Source organism: Streptomyces sp. NPDC058289 (genome assembly GCF_042880975.1).
Taxonomy (GTDB): Bacteria; Actinomycetota; Actinomycetes; order Streptomycetales; family Streptomycetaceae; genus Streptomyces; species Streptomyces stoeckheimensis.
Genome location: NZ_JBHVYI010000037.1, coordinates 1 through 16823 on the forward strand (window position 1 = coordinate 1; position 16823 = coordinate 16823).

The following is a 16823-nucleotide window of genomic DNA, read 5'->3' on the forward strand; positions in this document are numbered from 1 at the left end:
GCCCTTCGACAAGGGGTGGGGGCCGGCTCCGTGTGCCGTGCCGTTCGGGCTCGGGATCAGAAGCGGCTGGTGACGGTGGCTCCGGCGAAGGCCTTGGCGGCGTGGAGGCTGATGTAGACGTAGCCGGCCGGGGGGTTCTTGATGGTGAGGGTTTCGGTGTTGGCGGCCTTGACGGAGCGGGCCGTGTAGTTGCTGGTGGTGGCCCAGGAGTCGGGGCTGTAGTAGAGGTCGGCGTTGCCGGTGCCGCCCGAGACGGAGATCTTGAGCGAGGTCGTGCCGGCCGGGACGTCCACGTAGAAGTGGCGGTAGTCGCCCGCGGCGGCGGACACGGCGGAGCGCAGGCAGTTCTCGCCCAGCACCCGGGTGTCGGCGGCGACGCACTCGACCGGCGGCGGCAGGAGCCGGGCGGAGACCGTGGCTCCGGCGAAGGCCTTGGCGGCGTGGAGGCTGATGTAGACGTAGCCGGCCGGGGGGTTGTCGATGGTGAGGGTCTCGGCGTTGCCGGTCTTGACGGAGCGGGCGGTGTAGTTGGTCGTGGTGGCCCAGGTGGTCGGGCTGTAGTAGAGGTTGGCGTTGCCGGTCCCGCCCGAGACGGAGATCTTGAGCGAGGTCGTGCCGGCCGGGACGTTCAGGTAGAAGTAGCGGTAGTCGCCCACAGCGGCCGAGACGTTCGAGCGCAGGCAGTTGTCGCCCAGCACCCGGACGTCCGCGTCGGTGCACTCGGCGGGCCCGGCGGCGCCCACGGCGACGGCCTTGCTGGTGGTGGCGGTGGCGCCCTTGTCGTCGGTGACGGTGAGGGTCACGGTGTAGGTGCCGGCCGCGGTGTAGGTCTTGGCGGGGTTGGCGGCGGTGGAACCGGCGCCGCCGTCACCGAAGTTCCAGGCGCGGGAGGCGATGGTGCCGTCCGCGTCGGTCGAGGTGTCGGTGAAGTTGACCGCGAGGGCGTTCACCGCGGCGGTGAACCCGGCCACCGGGGCCTGGTTGACCGGCGGGGTGGTGCCGCCGCCGCAGTCTCCGGCCGCGCACCGGACCAGCCAGGCGGCGAAGTCCGCGTCGTAGCGGGTGCCGATGGTGGAGGTGAGCAGGGTGCGGGCGGCCGCCCAGTTGCCGGCGCGGTAGTGGCCGAGGAGCGTGGCCACGTCCTGCGGGTGCGACTGGATCAGGTAGCGCACCGCCAGGTAGCCCCACTGGTAGACGCGGGTGGAATCGGAGTTGTCGTAGGTGGTGTCGAACAGCGTGCTGAGCTTGTAGGTGTTCTTGCCGGCCTCGGTGACGGCGCGGTCGTAGGTGACGCCCCGGTACGAGTAGGAGATGTACTCGGCGAAGCCCTCGACCCACATCACGGTCGGGGTGGTCATGCCGGCGTCGAAGTCGCCGTACATGTCGAAACGGCCGTCGAGGTAGTGGGTGTACTCGTGGTTGAGGTTCCAGATCTGGAACTCCGGCCGGACCCACTCCGCCTCGTAGGCGATGAAACGCGGCTGGTTCCCGGTGGCCGAGGGGTCACCCTCCAGGTACATGCCGCCGTTGTTGGTGCTGATCCCGAAGATGACACCGGCGTAGGTCTGGTAGTCGGCGCTGGAGTCGAAGGCCACCACCTCGAGCGCGGTGTTCTTGTCGTTGGCGACCGGGCCGCCGTCCTTGGCCACGTTGTGGAAGAAGGCGTCCTGGTTGGCCAGGCTGGTGCAGCTCGCGCCGAGCTCGGCGGCGGTCATCTGCTGCGCGACGATCCGCAGGCTCGGGCTGCAGGTGTGGTTGACCGTCAGGACGGCGGCACGTACCCGGGCCGACAGGTCACAGGTCCCGTAGGAGGAGCAGGTGGCCGCGTCGTACTCGGAGGTCATCTCGGCGAGCGGCACCCAGAGGGAGGCGGTCCGTCCGGTGATCGAGGTGCGGTCCAGCAGCTGCTTGACGAGCGGCCGCACGGTCGACTGGAGCGCCGAGTGCTGGAGGAAACGGCCCAGCTCCCGGCCGGCGTTGGCCGTCAGGTAGCTCTTGTCCGTGCCCAGGAGGGCGTCGTGGGTCACGGCGAAGTCGCGCAGCACCGTGAGGATGCTGGGGTCGGCCTGTACGGCGGGCAGGAACTCGGCGGTCTGGTGGCCGCGGAACAGCACGGTGTAGGCGTTGTTGACCGCCGCGACCATCGAGTAGGAGCTGTTGTACGAGGAGTTGTATCCGGTCAGCAGCCGCTTGGCCACGCCGAGGTAGCGGGCGTTCTCCTGGGCGCTGTCGATCAGGATGACCGACTCGGCCAGGGTCGCGCCGTTGGCTTCGGTCACGTCGGCCGCGCGCGGAGCGGCGAAGAACGTGTCCAGGGCGCCCCGGATCGAGCTCTTCAGGGCCGGCCCGTAGGTGCCGACGGTGGACTCGTTGTACCACTGCACGTAGTAACCGGCGCGCAGGAAGAGCACGAGCTGCCCGGTCTTGGTGCTGTTGTCACCGGGGTAGCTCGCGGAGGCGGTGCGCAGGGCGTCGGCCACCGAGACCATCTGCGCCTCGCGGAAGGCGGCCTTCGCGTCGTTGCCCTTGAGCAGGAACAGCGAGTTCACGCAGTCCATCTCGGAGGCCTTGATCTGCTGGACCAGCGCGGCCCCGGTCTTCGAGGTGAAGTCCGCGACGTTGCAGGCCGCGGCGAGGGCCTCGGCCGCGGCGGCGGCGCCGGGCGCCAACTTCGCCTTGGAGGACTGCTGTTCGGTGCGAGCCGCTTCCTTGGTGGCGCGGAGCGGGGCGCGCTCGGACAGGTTCGCGTCCGGGCGTGCGGCGTGCTCGGCCCTGAGTGAGGCGGCCGCGGCGGCCGGGGTCGAGGGCTGCGGGGCCGCGCCGGACTTCAGGGCCGGAGCGGGCGTGGCGGGCTTCGGTTCGCGCGCGAAGGCCTGGCCGGCGGGGGCGAGCATCGTCAGGCCCAGACAACAGGCCAGAGCGGCTATCAGGGGCCGGGCACGGCCCTTCGTGGTGGGGGAACTGCGCATGAGGGGTGGGCCTCCGAGCCGGTCTGCGGCCGCGCTGGCAACGCGGCGGACGAGGGGTGCGGACCGTGACGTCGACGGGAGTTGGTGGGGATTTCAACTCTGTCGTGTACACGGCTATGCAGTGTGCGATGTAACATGGCACACATCACATGGCTCTGGAAGTCCCCGCGGGGCAGTTCTCGGCATTTGAATGAGCGTCAGATCGGGATTCGGCGGAAGACCTGTCCGGTTCGCCCGGTGTCGTCCCGAATTCCCGCCAGGTCGTCTCGGATTCCCGTCAGAGGGAGCACGCGGGGACACCACAAGAGGGAGCCGCGGGGACACCACATGCGCCCCGTGCCGGGCCCGCCCATACTGGGTGCGTGAGGCGTACTCGTACGGTCTTGCTGTGCATCGCCGGTCTGATGGGCGCGGCCCTACCGGCGGGGACGGCCGCGGGCCTGGAGCCGGCCGTCGTGGCCCCCGGGGCATGCGTGACCTCTCCCGGCCCCGCCCAGGGCGACGCGCTCGAGGTCCTCACCATCGCTCAGCAGGCCCAGAAGGAGTTCGGCCTGAACGCGGTGGTCCTGCGGGTGTCCTCCGCAGACGGCGAGGTGCTCACCACGGCCCTCGGGGAATCGATGACGGGCGTCCCGGCCGAGGCGTCCATGCAATTCCGTACGGGGTCCGTGGCCATCGTCTACATGGGTGCCGTACTGCTCCAACTGGTGGAGGAGGGCAAGGCCTCGCTCGACGACCCCGTGTCCCGCTGGCTGCCGGACGTGCCGCACGGTTCCGAGATCACCCTGCGCATGCTGGGCAGTTCCACGTCCGGCCTGCACGACTACGTCACCGACCCGGCGTTCCTCGCCGAGTTGGAGGCCAAGCCGTTCCGCGCGTGGACGTCGGCCGAGGTCATCGGCATCGCGACGGACAAGCCGCTCCTCTACGAGCCGGGCACCAACTGGAGCTACTCGCACGCCAACTTCAACCTGCTCGGTGAGGCGCTGGAGAAGATCAGCGGCGTCCCGCTGGACCGGCTGCTGAAGGAGCGCGTGTACGGACCGCTCGGGCTGAGCGGGACCACCAACCAGGACACCCCGCAGATCCCGGAACCGGTCCTGCACGCCTTCACCTCCGAGCGCGGCACCTACGAGGAGTCCACCTTCTGGAACCCGTCGTGGACCACCACGCCCGGTGCGGTCCTCGTCCAGAACATCTGCGACCTGGACCGGTCCGCGCGCGGCATCGGGACCGGCGAGCTGCTGTCCGCGAAGTCCTTCAAGACCCAGCTCGACCCGGGCACCATCGGCCTCGGGCACCCGACGGACTCTTGCCCGGACAGCGTCTGCCTCCTGACCAATACGGCGGCCCACCACTTCGGCCTGGGCGTGATCGTCGTCAACGACTGGATCCTCACGAACCCGTCCTTCTCCGGGTACGCGGCCATCCAGGCCTACTTGCCGGCGGAGAAGCTCGCCATCTCCGTCACCGTGACCCAGGGCCCCAAGAGCCCCGCCGGAAACTCGGCCCAGACCATAGCCGAACGCATCTCCGCCGCCCTCGCCCCCGGACACGAGCTCAAGATGCGCTGAGCTGCCGGGACTTGGGCGGCGTCCGCCCGGCACGCGGTCGCTACGATGCCGCCATGATCCTCTCCGCGCCAGAGCCGCTGATACGTGTCCTGTACGACGAGTCCCGCCCGGACCTGAGCGATGCCTCCCGTCACCGGCCGGTCCGCCTGTACGTGTGGGAGCCGAGCCGTACGGATCGGGACGCTCCCACCCCGCTCGTCATCGTCACGCACGGAACGGGAGGCTCGGGCAGCGAGATGGAGTGGCTGGTTCACCCGCTGCACGCCGCGGGCTTCCGTGTGGTGGCCCTCGACCACCACGGCAACAACTTCGTCGACGGCTACGAGCCGGAGGGCTTCCTGCACGTCTGGGAACGCCCCCGGGACATCTCCTTCGCCCTCGACGTGCTCGCCAAGGAACAGCCCCTCGGCCCGGTCGGCGTGGCGGGCTTCTCCATCGGCGGCTACACGGCCGCGGCGCTGGCCGGAGCACGCGTCGATCCGGGGATCCTGCGGGCCGTGTTCACGGGCGCGGCGCCCCTGCCGGAGATTCCCGAGTTCCCGGGCGTACTGGAGGCGCTGCGTGCGAAGTACGCGCATGACGAGGATCCGGAGCGCACGCTGGACCCCGCCGGGGGCGACCTCTCCGATCCCCGGGTGCGGGCGGTCTTCCTGGTGGCGCCGGGAGTCGGCGGGCTCGTGACCCGGGAGAGCCTGGAGGCCGTACGGCTACCGGTCGCCATCCGCTGGGGCGGAGCGGACACGATCGCCCCGTACGACATCGACACGAGGCCCTACCTGGACCACATCCCCACCGCGACCGGCCGCTCGATCGGCCCCGCCGTCCGGCACGACGACTTCTTCGCCCCGGAGCCCGCCGACCCGACCGCCCGGGTCCGGGCCGGCGAGGACGCGGCCGCCTTCTTCCTGGAGCAGCTGGGCTGACCCCGCGTGCGGGCGGTGCCGGGTCACAGGCTCGCGAGCAGGCCTTCGAGGGGCGCCGGTACGCGGTCCTCGTCGAGGGCCTCGACGAGGACGCGGCCGTAGCGGATCTTGCGCCCCTTCTTCGTGCCGAGGAAGCGCCGCACCTGCTGCTGCGCCGGGCGGCCCCGCTGCGCGGGCTGGCGCAGGAAGGTCTGCAGCGCGCGGTGGTCCCCCTCCTCCCGGACGAGCTCCTCCACCCGCGGCACGCCCAGTGCGCGGATGAGCTCGTCCTCCAGATCCGCCGCGCAGACGAAGAACCCCTGCGGCTCGGCACCGGCCCGCTCCCAGCCGCGCTCGTAGAAGCCGCGCTCCGCCTCGTCGCACAGGCCGGTGAGGCGCAGGCCCAGACCCTGCGGTCCGAGGAACCGGGCGAAGCGCGCAACGCTCATTGCGCCGCCCATCGGCAGGACGCAGACCCCTTCGGCGGCCAGGTTCCGGCCTCGTCGCGCGGCCAGCGCGTCGACCGCTTCGGCGTCGCTCGCCCCTTCGAGCAGCACGACGGTCCGTACGGGCAGCCGCGCGGCAAGCTCGCGCGCCGCGTCGGCCGCTTCCCCTGCGTCCCCCACGTCACCGAGACCACCGGCGTCACCGGCCGCCCACGCGGTCACCGCATCCCCGAACGCCACCATGTCAGCCATGGGGCGAGTCTGATCCACTTCCCGCCGCCGCGGTACGGAATTTCCGCCGGTGAGGGCGCCCGCCCGCAGGGCCCGCCCGCCCCGGGCCGCCTCCGCCCGTCCGCGCGGACCCGGACGATCGACCCTAGGATGGACGGGAACCGGGTGCGGGCGGCTCGCCGCGACGCCGCCAGTCCAGGCCGCTCGGGGTGGGAGAGCCATGACAGAGGCCGCCGACACGGCACGGACCGTGATCCTGACCGTGGACGACGATCCGGGAGTGTCCCGGGCCATCGCCCGCGACCTGCGGCGACGCTACGGTTCCGGGTACCGGATCGTGCGCGCCGAGTCCGGCGAGTCCGCGCTGGAGGCGCTGCGCGAGCTGAAGCTCCGCGGCGACCTGGTGGCCGTGATCCTCGCCGACTACCGCATGCCGCAGATGAACGGCATCGCGTTCCTCGAAGAGGCCCTCACCGTGTACCCGGGCGCGCGCCGCGTCCTGCTGACCGCCTACGCCGACACCAACGCGGCGATCGACGCGATCAACATCGTCGACCTCGACCACTACCTCCTCAAACCGTGGGACCCGCCCGAGGAGAAGCTCTACCCGGTCGTCGACGACCTCCTCACCGCCTGGCGCACCGGCGACCACCGGCCCGTGCCCGCCACCAAAGTGGTCGGACACCGCTGGTCGGCCCCCTCCTCGGCCGTGCGGGAGTTCCTGGCCCGCAACCAGGTGCCGTACCGCTGGTACTCCAGCGAGGAGCCGGAGGGACAGCGACTGCTGCGGGCGGCCGGCGCCGACGGACAGCGACTGCCCGTGGTGATCACCCCCGGGGGCACCGTGCTGATCGAACCGGCGGCACCCGACCTGGCCGCCCACGTGGGGCTCGCGACCACGCCGACCGCCGACTTCTACGACCTCGTCGTGATCGGCGGAGGCCCGGCCGGGCTCGGCTCCGCGCTGTACGGGGCCTCAGAGGGGCTGCGCACCGTACTGGTCGAGCGGTCGGCGACCGGCGGACAGGCCGGGCAGAGCTCCCGCATCGAGAACTACCTCGGCTTCCCGGACGGAGTGTCGGGCGCCCAGCTCACGGAACGCGCCCGCCGCCAGGCCGGCCGGTTCGGCGCCGAGATCCTCACCGCACGCGAGGTCACCGGACTGGAGGTCAACGGCGCGGCCCGCGTCGTCCGCTTCTCCGACGGCTCGGCGATCGGTGCGCAGAGCATCATCCTGGCCACCGGAGTCTCCTACCGGCAGCTCGGGGCGCCGGGCTGCGACGGCCTCACCGGCCGCGGCGTGTACTACGGCTCCTCGCTCACCGAGGCCTCCTCCTGCCTGGAGCAGGACGTGTACGTCGTCGGCGGCGCCAACTCCGCCGGACAGGCGGCCATGTACCTCGCCCGCGGTGCGAAGTCGGTGACGCTCCTGGTGCGCGGCGCGTCCCTGGCCGCGTCCATGTCGTACTACCTGATCCAGCAGATCGAGGAGATGCCGAACATCACGGTGCGCACCCGCACCACCGTCGAGTCGGCGCACGGCGAAGGCCACCTCGAGCAGCTCACGCTGCGCGACGTGGACACCAGCGCGACCGAACTCGTCGACGCCCAGTGGATGTTCGTCTTCATCGGTGCGGCCCCGCTCACCGACTGGCTGGACGGTACGGTGCTGCGCGACGACCACGGCTTCATCCTGGCCGGGCCGGACCTCACCCCGGACGGGCGGCCCCCGGCCGAGTGGGAGCTGGACCGGCCGCCCTACCACCTGGAGACCAGCGTGCCCGGTGTGTTCGTGGCGGGCGACGCGCGCGCCCGGTCGGCGAAGCGGGTCGCGTCCGCCGTCGGAGAGGGAGCCATGGCCGTGATGCTCGTCCACCGGTACCTGGAGGAATCGTGAGCGGGCAGACGATGCCGTGCTCCCCGCAGGAGATCGGCGCGCTCTTCCTGTTCGAGAAGCTCACCCCCGAGCAGCTCGGGCGGCTGTGCGCCGAGGGGGTCGTGGAGCGGTTCGAGACCGGCCCCGTGTACACCGAGGGCGACCCCGCGACCTGCTTCTACGTGATGATCGAGGGCACCGTGGTGCTGTCCCGCCGGGTCGGCGGCGACGAGGTGGAGGTCGGCCGGACCTCCCAGCGCGGGGTGTACGCGGGCGCCATGCAGGCCTACTTGGGCGACCGCGTCCCGCAGACGTACAACAACTCGATGCGGGTGACCGAGCCGACGCGGTTCTTCGTCCTGCCCGCGCAGTCCTTCTCGGACGTCATGCGGGAATGGTTCCCGATGGCCGCGCACCTGCTGGAAGGGTTGTTCTTCGGCTCCCGGAGCACCCAGCAGGCCATCGGCCAGCGCGAACGGCTCCTCGCCCTCGGGTCGTTGTCCGCGGGGCTCACCCACGAGCTCAACAACCCGGCCGCGGCAGCCGTCCGGGCCACCGCCACCCTGCGCGAACGCGTCGGCAAGATGCGGCACAAGCTGGCCCACATCTCCCAGGGCAACTACCCCCGAGAGGCCATCGCCGAGCTCATCGAGATCCAGGAACGCACCGTCGAACGGGTGGCGAAAGCACCGGCGCTGAGCCCTCTGGAGGCCTCCGACAGGGAGGACGAACTCGCCGACTGGCTGGAGGACCACGGAGTTCCCGAGGGCTGGCGCATCGCACCGGTCTTCGTCCAGGCCGGCCTGGACACGGACTGGCTGGAGCAGGTCGCGGCGAGCGTCGCCGAAGACCTCCTGCCGGCGGCCATCGGCTGGCTCAACTACACGGTGGAGACCGAGCTGTTGATGGACGAGATCGACGACTCCACCACCCGCATCTCCCACCTCGTGGACGCCGCCAAGCAGTACTCGCAGCTCGACCGCGCCCCACACCGGGTCGTCGACGTCCACGAACTCCTCGACAGCACCCTGCTGATGCTCTCCGGCAAGATCGGCCCCCGGATCCGGGTGGTCAGGGAGTACGACCGCTCCGTGCCGGACGTACCGGCCTACCCCGCGGAACTCAACCAGGTGTGGACCAACCTCATCGACAACGCCGTCTTCGCCATCGGGAGCACGGGTCGCGAGGGCACCCTGACGGTCCGCACGGCACGGGAGGGCGACCGGCTGCTCGTGGAGTTCCGCGACACGGGTCCCGGCATTCCGTCCGAGATCCGCAGCCGCATCTTCGACCCCTTCTTCACCACCAAACCGGTCGGCGAGGGCACCGGTCTCGGCCTGGACATCTCCTGGCGGATCGTGGTCAACAAGCACCACGGAAGCCTCCAGGTCGAGTCCGTCCCGGGCGACACCCGCTTCCAGGTGCTGCTGCCGCTGACCGCACCGGAATCCGAGTCCGATCCCGCATCCGATCCCGCATCCGATCCCGAGCCCTCCGAGGAGCCCGCATGACCGCCATCGACGGAGTCGACCCGAGCGTTCCGCCCAGCGGCAGCGGCTGCGTCGAATGCGACGCCCTGGGCGGCTGGTGGTTCCACCTGCGGCGCTGCGCCCAGTGCGGACACATCGGCTGCTGCGACTCCTCGCCGGCCCAACACGCCACCGCCCACTGGAAGTCCACCGGACATCCCCTGGTGCAGAGCTACGAACCGGGTGAGGACTGGTTCTGGGACTACGCGACGAACGAGCTGTACGAGTCGGGCCCCGAGCTGACCCCGCCGTCCGGCCATCCGTCCGACCAGCCGGCCCCGGGCCCGTCCGACCGGCTCCCCGAGGACTGGAGCCGACGGCTCCACCGCTGACCTTGGCGGACGACGGCGGACGAGGGCGGACGACGGCGGACGAGGGCGGATCAGAAGGGCTTCGTCGGCAGGTACTTGCCGTCCAGGGTGATGACCGCGCGCTCACCGCCGTCGGGGTCGGCGACCTTCTTCACGTCGAGTTTGAAGTTGATCGCGGAGACGATCCCGTCGCCGAGCTGCTCGTGGACCAGGGCCTTCAGCGTGGTGCCGTAGACCTGGAGCATCTCGTAGAAGCGGTAGATCGTCGGGTCGGTGGGGACACCGCCGGGGACCGAGCCGCGGGTCGGGATGGTCTGCAGCAGCACCGCGTCGTCGGCGTCCAGGCCCAGGAGCCCGGCCACGGCCTCGGCCGAGGCCCGGGGCAGCGGGTGCTGGCCGAGCACGGCCGCGGTGACGAAGGCGACCGACAGGCCCGCGGCGTCCGCGATCCGCTGCCAGGTCAGGTCCTCGCGGATCTTGGCGTCCACGGCCTTGACGGCCAGGGCCTGACGGGCGGAGTTGTCGAACTGTGCGTGCACCATGACAGGGCTTCCTTTCGGGTGAGCCGCTCACCCCAAGGGGGTGGGGCGAGCGGCGGATGAGGTGGGGGATGTGCGGGTCGGGGACCCGAGGCGTGGCGGCCGGTCAGGCCACGGGGGAGGCGGGCACGGAGGAGCCGAGTTCCTCGACGCCGCCCGCCCGGATGTCGTAGACCCAGCCGCGCAGGGTCACCGACCCCGCGGCCAGGGCGCGGGCCACCGAGGGGTGGGTGGCCAGGTTCGCCAACTGCGCGAGCACGTTCTCCCGTACCAGGGCATCGACCCACCGCGCGTCCTGCGCGGCGCCGGTACGGGCGAGCGAGGCGTCCGCGTGGCGCAGCCAGCCGGCGACCGCCGGGGCACCGCTGAGGTCGTGCCGCTCGGCCAGGGCCGTCATCGCGCCGCAGGCGGAGTGCCCGCACACCACGATGTCGCTCACACCCAGGACGGCCACGGCGTACTCGATGCTGGCCGCCACCCCGTCCGTGCCGGGGGCGTGGGCGGGCACGAGGTTGCCCGCGGTCCGGATGACGAACAGCTCGCCCGGCTCGCTCTGGGTGATCAGTTCCGGCACCACACGGGCATCGGAGCAGCTGATGAACAGGGTGCGCGGCCGGTGGGTCGTCGCCAGCCGGGCGAAGAGCTCCGCCTTGGCCGGGTAGACCTCCCGCCGGAACTGGGCGACGCCCTCGATGAGGTCGTGCATGGTCACTCCCTTCGATCCCTGCCGACCCGTCGGGCCGACGAGATCCACCATGCACGACCTGCACCTATAGCGTCCAAGACGTATTGGGCATCCCGCTTATAGATGACATCTATACTTCCTCCCATGGCCCTGGAACTCCGTCACCTGCGCTACCTGCTCGCCGTCGCCGAACACGCGAGCTTCACCCGCGCCGCCGAAGAGCTGCGGATCTCCCAGCCGACCCTGTCCCAGCAGGTCAAGCAGCTCGAAAGCACCATCGGCGTCCAGCTCCTGGACCGCACCGGCCGCAGCGGCGTCCGCCTCACCGACGCCGGCGAGACCTACGTCCACCATGCCCGCCGGGCCCTGCGCGACCTCGCCGCCGCGGAACGCGCCGTCCACGACGTCGCCGACCTCTCCCGGGGCCACCTCCGGCTGGCCGTGACGCCGACGTTCACCGCCTACCTCGTCGGGCCCCTGGCGGCGGAGCTCCACGCCCGCCACCCCGGCGTCACCCTGGACGTCAAGGACATGGCCCAGGACCGCATCGAAGCAGGCCTGCTCGCCGACGAGCTCGACCTGGGGATCGCCTTCGACGGCCCGCACCTGCCCGGCATCACCGCGACCCCGCTGTACGCCGAGACCCTCAGCCTCGTCACCGCCGCCCCGGCCACCCCCGCCGCCGGCCCGCACCCACCCCTACCGGTGAACGGTCTGGCGGGCCGCCAACTGGCACTACTCAGCGGCGATTTCGCCACCCGTGGACACATCGACGCCTACCTGGCCGAGCACCGGGTACGGCCGCGCATCGCGGTGGAGGCCAATTCCGTCCAGACCCTCACCGAAATCGTCCGGCGCACCGACCTCGCGACCGTCCTGCCCGACGCGGTCACGGAGGACCACCCCCATCTGGCCCCGGTCGCCCTCGAACCGGCCCTGCCCACCCGCACCGTCGCCCTCCTGCGACGCGAGAACGCCTACCGGAGCGCCGCCGGACGCGCGTTCACCCGGCTCGCCCACGAGCACGTCCGAGCCCGCGGCTACACCCCGGCCTGAGCTCCGCCACCGTGCCCCGCGCGGCGCAGGGCCGCGGGCGTGGTCCCGTACCAGCGTTTGACGGCCCGGCGCAGGGCGCGGGCGTCGGCGTAACCGCTCCGGGCGGCGATCGAGTCGACGCTCAGGTCGGTGTCGTGGAGCAGTCGGGTGATGTGGTCCCGCCGTACGGTCTCGACCTCCTCGCTCCACGTCGTCCCGTGCTCCTCGAGGCGGCGCTGGAGGGTCCGCGCGCTGATGGTCATGCGCTGCGCCACCGAGGACAGGGTCGGCGCGCCCGCGTCGTGCGCGGACGCAAGGGCGGTACGGAACAGGGCCGGCCAGTCGTGCAGCGGGATCGCGGTCACGAGGCTCTGCTCGGCGTGCCGGCGCAGCACGGCCGACAGCCCGGGCTGGGCGTGCGGCGACGGGGAGTTCAGATCGGCGGCGCGGAAGGTGATGGAGCTGGCCGGGGCCTCGAACTCGATGTTCAGGGTGCCGTAGAGCTCGACCAGCGCCTCGTGCCGCAGCGGCGCTTTGGCGGCGAGGGAGACGTGCAGGGGAACGAGGCACCGCCCCGCGGCTTCGCCGAGCCGGCGCCGGTACAGGCCGAGGGCGTAGCCGCGGATGCCGCAGGCCGCCTCGTGGGCTATGTCGGCCTGATTGACGTGGCTGATGGTGACGCGCTCGCCGTCCTCGGTGATCTGCATGCCGTCTGTCAGGGGGTCGGCGACGGTGGCGAAGTAGGCCGCGGCGTCCCGGATCCCTTCGAGCGGAGTGGGCGCGGAGGTGATCAGGTAGTCCCAGACCCCGAGGGTCCCGATGCCCGACTCCCGCGCCAGCAGCACCGACATGTCGGTCCAGGGGGCGCGTACCGTCGTCAGCTCCGCGATCCGAATGGCCGTCGCCGAGGGAGTGCGGAACAGGTCGTCGTTGAGGTGTTGGGGCGCCATGCCCAGCAAGTGGGCGTATCCGTGCGGACCTATGCCGACCAGCCGCGCGACGTTGACGCTCAGACGGGCGAGGGCGGAGGAGGTTGTCCCCTGATGTGCATGCGAGACCACAGCGGCAGAGCATAGTCCAGCGTGAATTACCAGGTCATCGTGGGGGTTGGGGGTCCGATGTCCCCAACATGGCGCGCAGGGTCCCCCCGTGGCGCGGGCGGTCCCCTTGATGGCGCACGCCGCCCTGGGGAAGACGATCTCCCCGGCGATAGCGTGGCCACCGGCCGCAGCGGAGTCCCCCCACGGGGGTGGGGGGCTCACCTCCGGCCGCACGAAGCCGGATCCCGCGTTCCGCACCGAGGACGCGGGGCAACGGAAGCGGATACCGGGGGAAACCCTTTCCGGCCAGAACCACGCCGCGGCCCCGCAGGCCCTGGCACCCGTCCTGAGCGCCTTCTTCACCGGCCGGCCCCTGGACGCGTAGCCGGCCGGGGAAACCCGCTCAGCAGCGTCTCACCGTCCATGGTGTACGTCCGGCCGTCCGCGTGGTCACGGCCCGCCGCGTCACGCTCTCCTCGTCGGTCCACGTCGCGGCGAGCGCGTCGCGGTCCTCGCCCTCGGTCCAGCGGTGGACGGAGCCGAGGTGCACCGTGCGGCCGACGGTGGTCGTGACACGGCCGCCCTCCCCCCGCCCTACGGGAGGGGGGAGGGCGCGGGGTCGGTCACTCCACCCAGGGCTTCCACACGTTCTCGTTGCGCTCCACCCACTTCTTCGCCGCCTGCTGCGGCGACAGCTTCTCCTCGGCGAGCATCAGGGACACCTCGTTCTGCTGCGCCTTGGTCCAGTGGAACTTCTTCAGGAAGTCGGCCGCCTTTCCGCCCGACTCCGCGAAGCGCGTGTTCAGGTACTTCTGCAGCGGTGTGTTCGGGTAGGCGCAGGCCACCTTCTGCGGATCGTCCGCGCAGCCCTCGGTGTACTCGGGGAGCTTCACCTCGGTCATCGGGACACGCTCGAAGAGCCACTGCGGCTCGTACCAGTACGTCAGGAAGGGCTTGTGCTCCTTGGCGAACTGCTTGATCTGGGTGATCTGGGCCGCCTCGGAGCCGGCGAAGACCACTTCGAAGTCCAGGCCCAGGTTCTTCACCAGTGCCTTGTCGTTCGTGACGTAGGACGGGGAGCCGTCCATCAGCTGGCCTTTGCCACGGCTCTCGGGGGTGCGCAGCTGGTCGGCGTACTTGTCGAGGTTCTTCCAGTCGGTGACGTCAGGATGGGCCTCGGCGAAGTACGTGGGGACGAACCAACCGATGTGGCCCGTCACGCCCAGGTCCCCACCGGGGGTGATGGTCTTCTTGCCCTCTACGTACCGCTTCTCCTGCTCGGGGTGGCCCCAGTCCTCCAGGATCGCGTCGACGCGGCCCTGGCTGAGGGCGTCCCAAGCGGGGACTTCGTCGACCTGGACGTTGTCCACGCGGTAGCCCAGCTCGTGTTCGAGGAGGTAGGAGGCGACGGCGGTGTTCGCCTGGGCGCCGACCCACGACTGGACGGAGAGAGTGACGGTCTTCGCGCCCTGTGCGGCGGCGTACGGGGATGACTGGCGGGTCATGTCGGCGGCCCCGCAGCCGGTGAGGACGGCGAGTCCGGTCGCGGCGGCGAGGACGGCCGCGCCGCGTCGGCCGCGCAGGGTGCGCCGGGGGGTTGCGTCGCGCATGTCAGGCCTCCTTCACGGGCTGGGTGACGCGGTCGAGGAGCAGGCCGAGGCAGACGATCGCGGCGCCGGCCACCAGGCCGGTGGCCAGGTCGCCCTGGGCCAGGCCGAGGACGACGTCGTAGCCGAGCGCGCCGGCGCCGACGAGGCCGCCGATGATGACGACGGCGAGGACCAGGACCACGGCCTGGTTGACGGCCAGCAGCAGCGCCGGCCGGGCCAGGGGCAGTTGGACCTGCCGGAGCAGCTGCGAGCGGGTCGCGCCGAGCGAGCGGGCGGATTCGACAACGGTCGGGTCCACCTCGCGCAGGCCCTGGACGGTGATCCGGACGACGGCCGGCAGCGCGTACACGACGGCGGCCGCGGCGGCCGGTGCGCGGCCGACGCCGAACAGCGCGACCACGGGGATGAGGTAGACGAACTGCGGCAGGGTCTGGCACACGTCGAGGACGGGCCGCAGCAGCCGCTCGGCGCGGGCGCTGCGGGCGGTTCCCACGGCGATCGCGAAGCCCAGTACGAGTGTGACCGCCACGGCGGCCAGGACCTGGGAGAGCGTGTCCAGGGAGGCTTCCCACACGCCGAGCACTCCGACGGCGCCCAGAGCAAGGACCGCGGTGAGTGCGGTGCGCCAAGTGCCCGCGAGCAGGGCGAGAGCGGCGGCCACGAGCAGGAGCAGCCACCAGGGGGCGGCCTGCAGTCCGCTGCGCAGCGGGTCGAGGATCCAGCCGGTGAAGCGGGCGGCCCAGTCGGCGGTGCCGCCGACGACGGGGACGCCGGAGTAGAGGTGGTCGGTCATCCAGGCGACGGCCGAGTTCACCGGGGCGGCGAGGGAGACGGTCCAGGACTCGGGCCACAGGGTGCTGCCGGCGATGCGCCCGGCGACGGCGGCGGCGACCGCCGCGAGGAGGGTGAGGAGGCGGCCGTACCAGCCCGAGAACACCCGCCGCAGCAGGCCCTGTTCGCCGACGGGCACGGTGGCGCCGATCCGGCGGCCCGCGGCGTCGGCGGTGCGGTCCAGCACCACGGCGAGCAGCACGATCGGGATGCCCGCAGCCAGGGCGGCTCCGACGTCCACGGAGGCGAGGGCCTGGTAGACGCGGTCGCCGAGGCCGCCCGCGCCGATCACGGAGGCGATGACGGCCATGGACAGGCCCGTCATGATGGCCTGGTTGACGCCGAGCAGGAGCTGTCGGCGCGCGAGCGGAAGGCGGGCGGTCAGCAGTCGCTGGCGTCCGGTGGCGCCGAGCGAGGCGGCGGCTTCCATGACCCCCGCGTCGGCCTCGCGCAGGCCGAGGGCGGTGAGGCGGGCCATGGGCGGGGCGGCGTAGACCACGGTGGCGAGGACGGCGGCGGGCACGCCGATGCCGAAGACCAGCACCATCGGCAGCAGGTACGCGAAGGCGGGCAGGATCTGCATGGTGTCGAGTACGGGGCGCAGGGCGCGGTCGGCGCGCGGGGAGAGCCCCGCGGCGAGGCCCAGCAGGGCGCCGAGTACGACGGAGGCGGCGACGGCGACGACCATCAGCGCGAGGGTCTGCATGGTCGGCACCCACATGCCGAGCAGTCCGCAGGCGGCGAAGGCGGCGGCGCAGGTCAGGGCGAGCCGGATGCCGGCGAGGCGCCAGGCGACCAGGGCGGCCAGGGCGGTGACCCCGGTCCAGCCGGCGGCGAGCAGAAGCACGTACACGGCGCGGACGGACACCACGACGGCGTTGCTGATGTGGCCGAAGAAGTAGAGGAACAGCGGGTGGTTGTCGCGGTGGTCGATGATCCAGTCGCCGGCGCGTCCGAGCGGGCCGGACAGGTCGACGGCCAGGGCCGCGGGCCAGCTGCCGGCGCCCGGGAAGGCCACGGCGAGCGGGATCAGCAGGGCGACGGCGACGCCCATCGGGAGGAGGACTCCGCGACGCCCGGCGCGGCCGGGCAGGGTTCTGCGGGGGCGGTCCTGCTGCGCGGACGCGGTACGCGAGTGACGAGGGCCGGCAGCCCGTTCGGCGGACTGCGGGGCTTCCGAAGGGGCGTCGGCGCGGGCGTCGGTCGGGGTGTGGGTCGGGGTCGCGGTCATGCGCACCACCTCCG

Annotated in this window: 14 protein-coding genes; 7 read left to right on the top strand and 7 right to left on the bottom strand. The window is 71.8% G+C overall.

Annotation, left to right across the window (positions count from 1 at the left end; all coding sequences use genetic code 11):
• Positions 1–56: 56 nt before the first annotated feature.
• Positions 57–2969 (bottom strand): collagenase, encoded by a 2913-nt coding sequence (locus tag ACFVX6_RS20280; RefSeq protein WP_389693275.1) that lies wholly within the window; start codon positions 2967–2969, stop codon positions 57–59.
• Positions 2970–3331: 362 nt separating this feature from the next.
• Between ACFVX6_RS20280 and ACFVX6_RS20285 the strand changes: the two genes are divergently transcribed.
• Together ACFVX6_RS20285 and ACFVX6_RS20290 are read left to right on the top strand one after the other, a co-directional pair.
• Positions 3332–4543: a serine hydrolase domain-containing protein gene (locus tag ACFVX6_RS20285; protein ID WP_389693277.1), complete on the top strand. Its 1212-nt coding sequence runs from the start codon at positions 3332–3334 to the stop codon at positions 4541–4543.
• A 53-nt stretch (positions 4544–4596) separates the two neighbouring features.
• Complete coding sequence (locus ACFVX6_RS20290; RefSeq protein ID WP_389693279.1) at positions 4597–5466, top strand: alpha/beta hydrolase family protein; 870 nt, start codon at positions 4597–4599, stop codon at positions 5464–5466.
• Between the two features lie 23 nt (positions 5467–5489).
• Here ACFVX6_RS20290 and ACFVX6_RS20295 read toward each other — a convergent pair whose 3' ends face one another.
• On the bottom strand, positions 5490–6143 hold the full coding sequence (locus ACFVX6_RS20295; protein WP_389693281.1) for a TOPRIM nucleotidyl transferase/hydrolase domain-containing protein: 654 nt from the start codon (positions 6141–6143) through the stop codon (positions 5490–5492).
• Between the two features lie 199 nt (positions 6144–6342).
• Between ACFVX6_RS20295 and ACFVX6_RS20300 the strand changes: the two genes are divergently transcribed.
• The 3 genes from ACFVX6_RS20300 to ACFVX6_RS20310 are packed head-to-tail and all read left to right on the top strand — an operon-like array spanning position 6343 to position 9859.
• Complete coding sequence (locus tag ACFVX6_RS20300) at positions 6343–8019, top strand: FAD-dependent oxidoreductase (protein WP_389693283.1); 1677 nt, start codon at positions 6343–6345, stop codon at positions 8017–8019.
• Complete coding sequence (locus ACFVX6_RS20305) at positions 8016–9509, top strand: ATP-binding protein (protein ID WP_389693285.1); 1494 nt, start codon at positions 8016–8018, stop codon at positions 9507–9509. The genes ACFVX6_RS20300 and ACFVX6_RS20305 overlap by 4 nt, the downstream gene beginning before the upstream one ends.
• Entirely contained in the window at positions 9506–9859 is a 354-nt protein-coding gene (locus ACFVX6_RS20310; RefSeq protein ID WP_389693287.1) for a UBP-type zinc finger domain-containing protein, read from the top strand. The genes ACFVX6_RS20305 and ACFVX6_RS20310 overlap by 4 nt, the downstream gene beginning before the upstream one ends.
• A gap of 50 nt (positions 9860–9909) precedes the next feature.
• Here ACFVX6_RS20310 and cynS read toward each other — a convergent pair whose 3' ends face one another.
• On the bottom strand, positions 9910–10380 hold the full coding sequence (gene cynS / locus ACFVX6_RS20315; RefSeq protein ID WP_389693289.1) for a cyanase: 471 nt from the start codon (positions 10378–10380) through the stop codon (positions 9910–9912).
• A gap of 103 nt (positions 10381–10483) precedes the next feature.
• Positions 10484–11083 carry a carbonic anhydrase gene (locus ACFVX6_RS20320; RefSeq protein ID WP_389693291.1) on the bottom strand — a complete coding sequence of 200 codons (600 nt, stop codon included), beginning with the start codon at positions 11081–11083 and terminating at the stop codon, positions 10484–10486.
• Positions 11084–11206: 123 nt separating this feature from the next.
• On the opposite strand from ACFVX6_RS20320, the gene cynR reads away from it, so the two are divergent.
• Positions 11207–12118 carry a transcriptional regulator CynR gene (gene cynR / locus ACFVX6_RS20325; protein ID WP_389693293.1) on the top strand — a complete coding sequence of 304 codons (912 nt, stop codon included), beginning with the start codon at positions 11207–11209 and terminating at the stop codon, positions 12116–12118.
• On the opposite strand, the gene ACFVX6_RS20330 is transcribed toward cynR, so the two are convergent.
• The gene (locus ACFVX6_RS20330; protein ID WP_389693295.1) at positions 12103–13158 is read right to left on the bottom strand and encodes a helix-turn-helix domain-containing protein; all 1056 of its coding nucleotides are present in this window, start codon (positions 13156–13158) and stop codon (positions 12103–12105) included. The two genes, cynR and ACFVX6_RS20330, sit on opposite strands and share 16 nt — an antisense overlap.
• A gap of 88 nt (positions 13159–13246) precedes the next feature.
• Between ACFVX6_RS20330 and ACFVX6_RS20335 the strand changes: the two genes are divergently transcribed.
• Positions 13247–13522, top strand: a complete 276-nt coding sequence (locus tag ACFVX6_RS20335; RefSeq protein WP_389693297.1) for a hypothetical protein — start codon at positions 13247–13249, stop codon at positions 13520–13522.
• 238 nt (positions 13523–13760) lie between these two features.
• Here ACFVX6_RS20335 and ACFVX6_RS20340 read toward each other — a convergent pair whose 3' ends face one another.
• Entirely contained in the window at positions 13761–14747 is a 987-nt protein-coding gene (locus tag ACFVX6_RS20340; RefSeq protein WP_389693299.1) for an ABC transporter substrate-binding protein, read from the bottom strand.
• A gap of 1 nt (position 14748) precedes the next feature.
• Complete coding sequence (locus ACFVX6_RS20345) at positions 14749–16809, bottom strand: ABC transporter permease subunit (RefSeq protein ID WP_389693301.1); 2061 nt, start codon at positions 16807–16809, stop codon at positions 14749–14751.
• Between the last annotated feature and the right edge of the window lie 14 nt (positions 16810–16823).

Excerpts from the sequence above, each read along its gene's own strand:
- ACFVX6_RS20280 (WP_389693275.1), bottom strand. The coding sequence starts at position 2,969 with ATGCGCAGTTCCCCCACCACGAAGGGCCGTGCCCGGCCCCTGATAGCC.
- ACFVX6_RS20290 (WP_389693279.1), top strand. The coding sequence starts at position 4,597 with ATGATCCTCTCCGCGCCAGAGCCGCTGATACGTGTCCTGTACGACGAG.
- ACFVX6_RS20295 (WP_389693281.1), bottom strand. The coding sequence starts at position 6,143 with ATGGCTGACATGGTGGCGTTCGGGGATGCGGTGACCGCGTGGGCGGCC.
- ACFVX6_RS20300 (WP_389693283.1), top strand. The coding sequence starts at position 6,343 with ATGACAGAGGCCGCCGACACGGCACGGACCGTGATCCTGACCGTGGAC.
- ACFVX6_RS20310 (WP_389693287.1), top strand. The coding sequence starts at position 9,506 with ATGACCGCCATCGACGGAGTCGACCCGAGCGTTCCGCCCAGCGGCAGC.
- cynS (WP_389693289.1), bottom strand. The coding sequence starts at position 10,380 with ATGGTGCACGCACAGTTCGACAACTCCGCCCGTCAGGCCCTGGCCGTC.
- ACFVX6_RS20320 (WP_389693291.1), bottom strand. The coding sequence starts at position 11,083 with ATGCACGACCTCATCGAGGGCGTCGCCCAGTTCCGGCGGGAGGTCTAC.
- cynR (WP_389693293.1), top strand. The coding sequence starts at position 11,207 with ATGGCCCTGGAACTCCGTCACCTGCGCTACCTGCTCGCCGTCGCCGAA.
- ACFVX6_RS20340 (WP_389693299.1), bottom strand. The coding sequence starts at position 14,747 with ATGCGCGACGCAACCCCCCGGCGCACCCTGCGCGGCCGACGCGGCGCG.
- ACFVX6_RS20345 (WP_389693301.1), bottom strand. The coding sequence starts at position 16,809 with ATGACCGCGACCCCGACCCACACCCCGACCGACGCCCGCGCCGACGCC.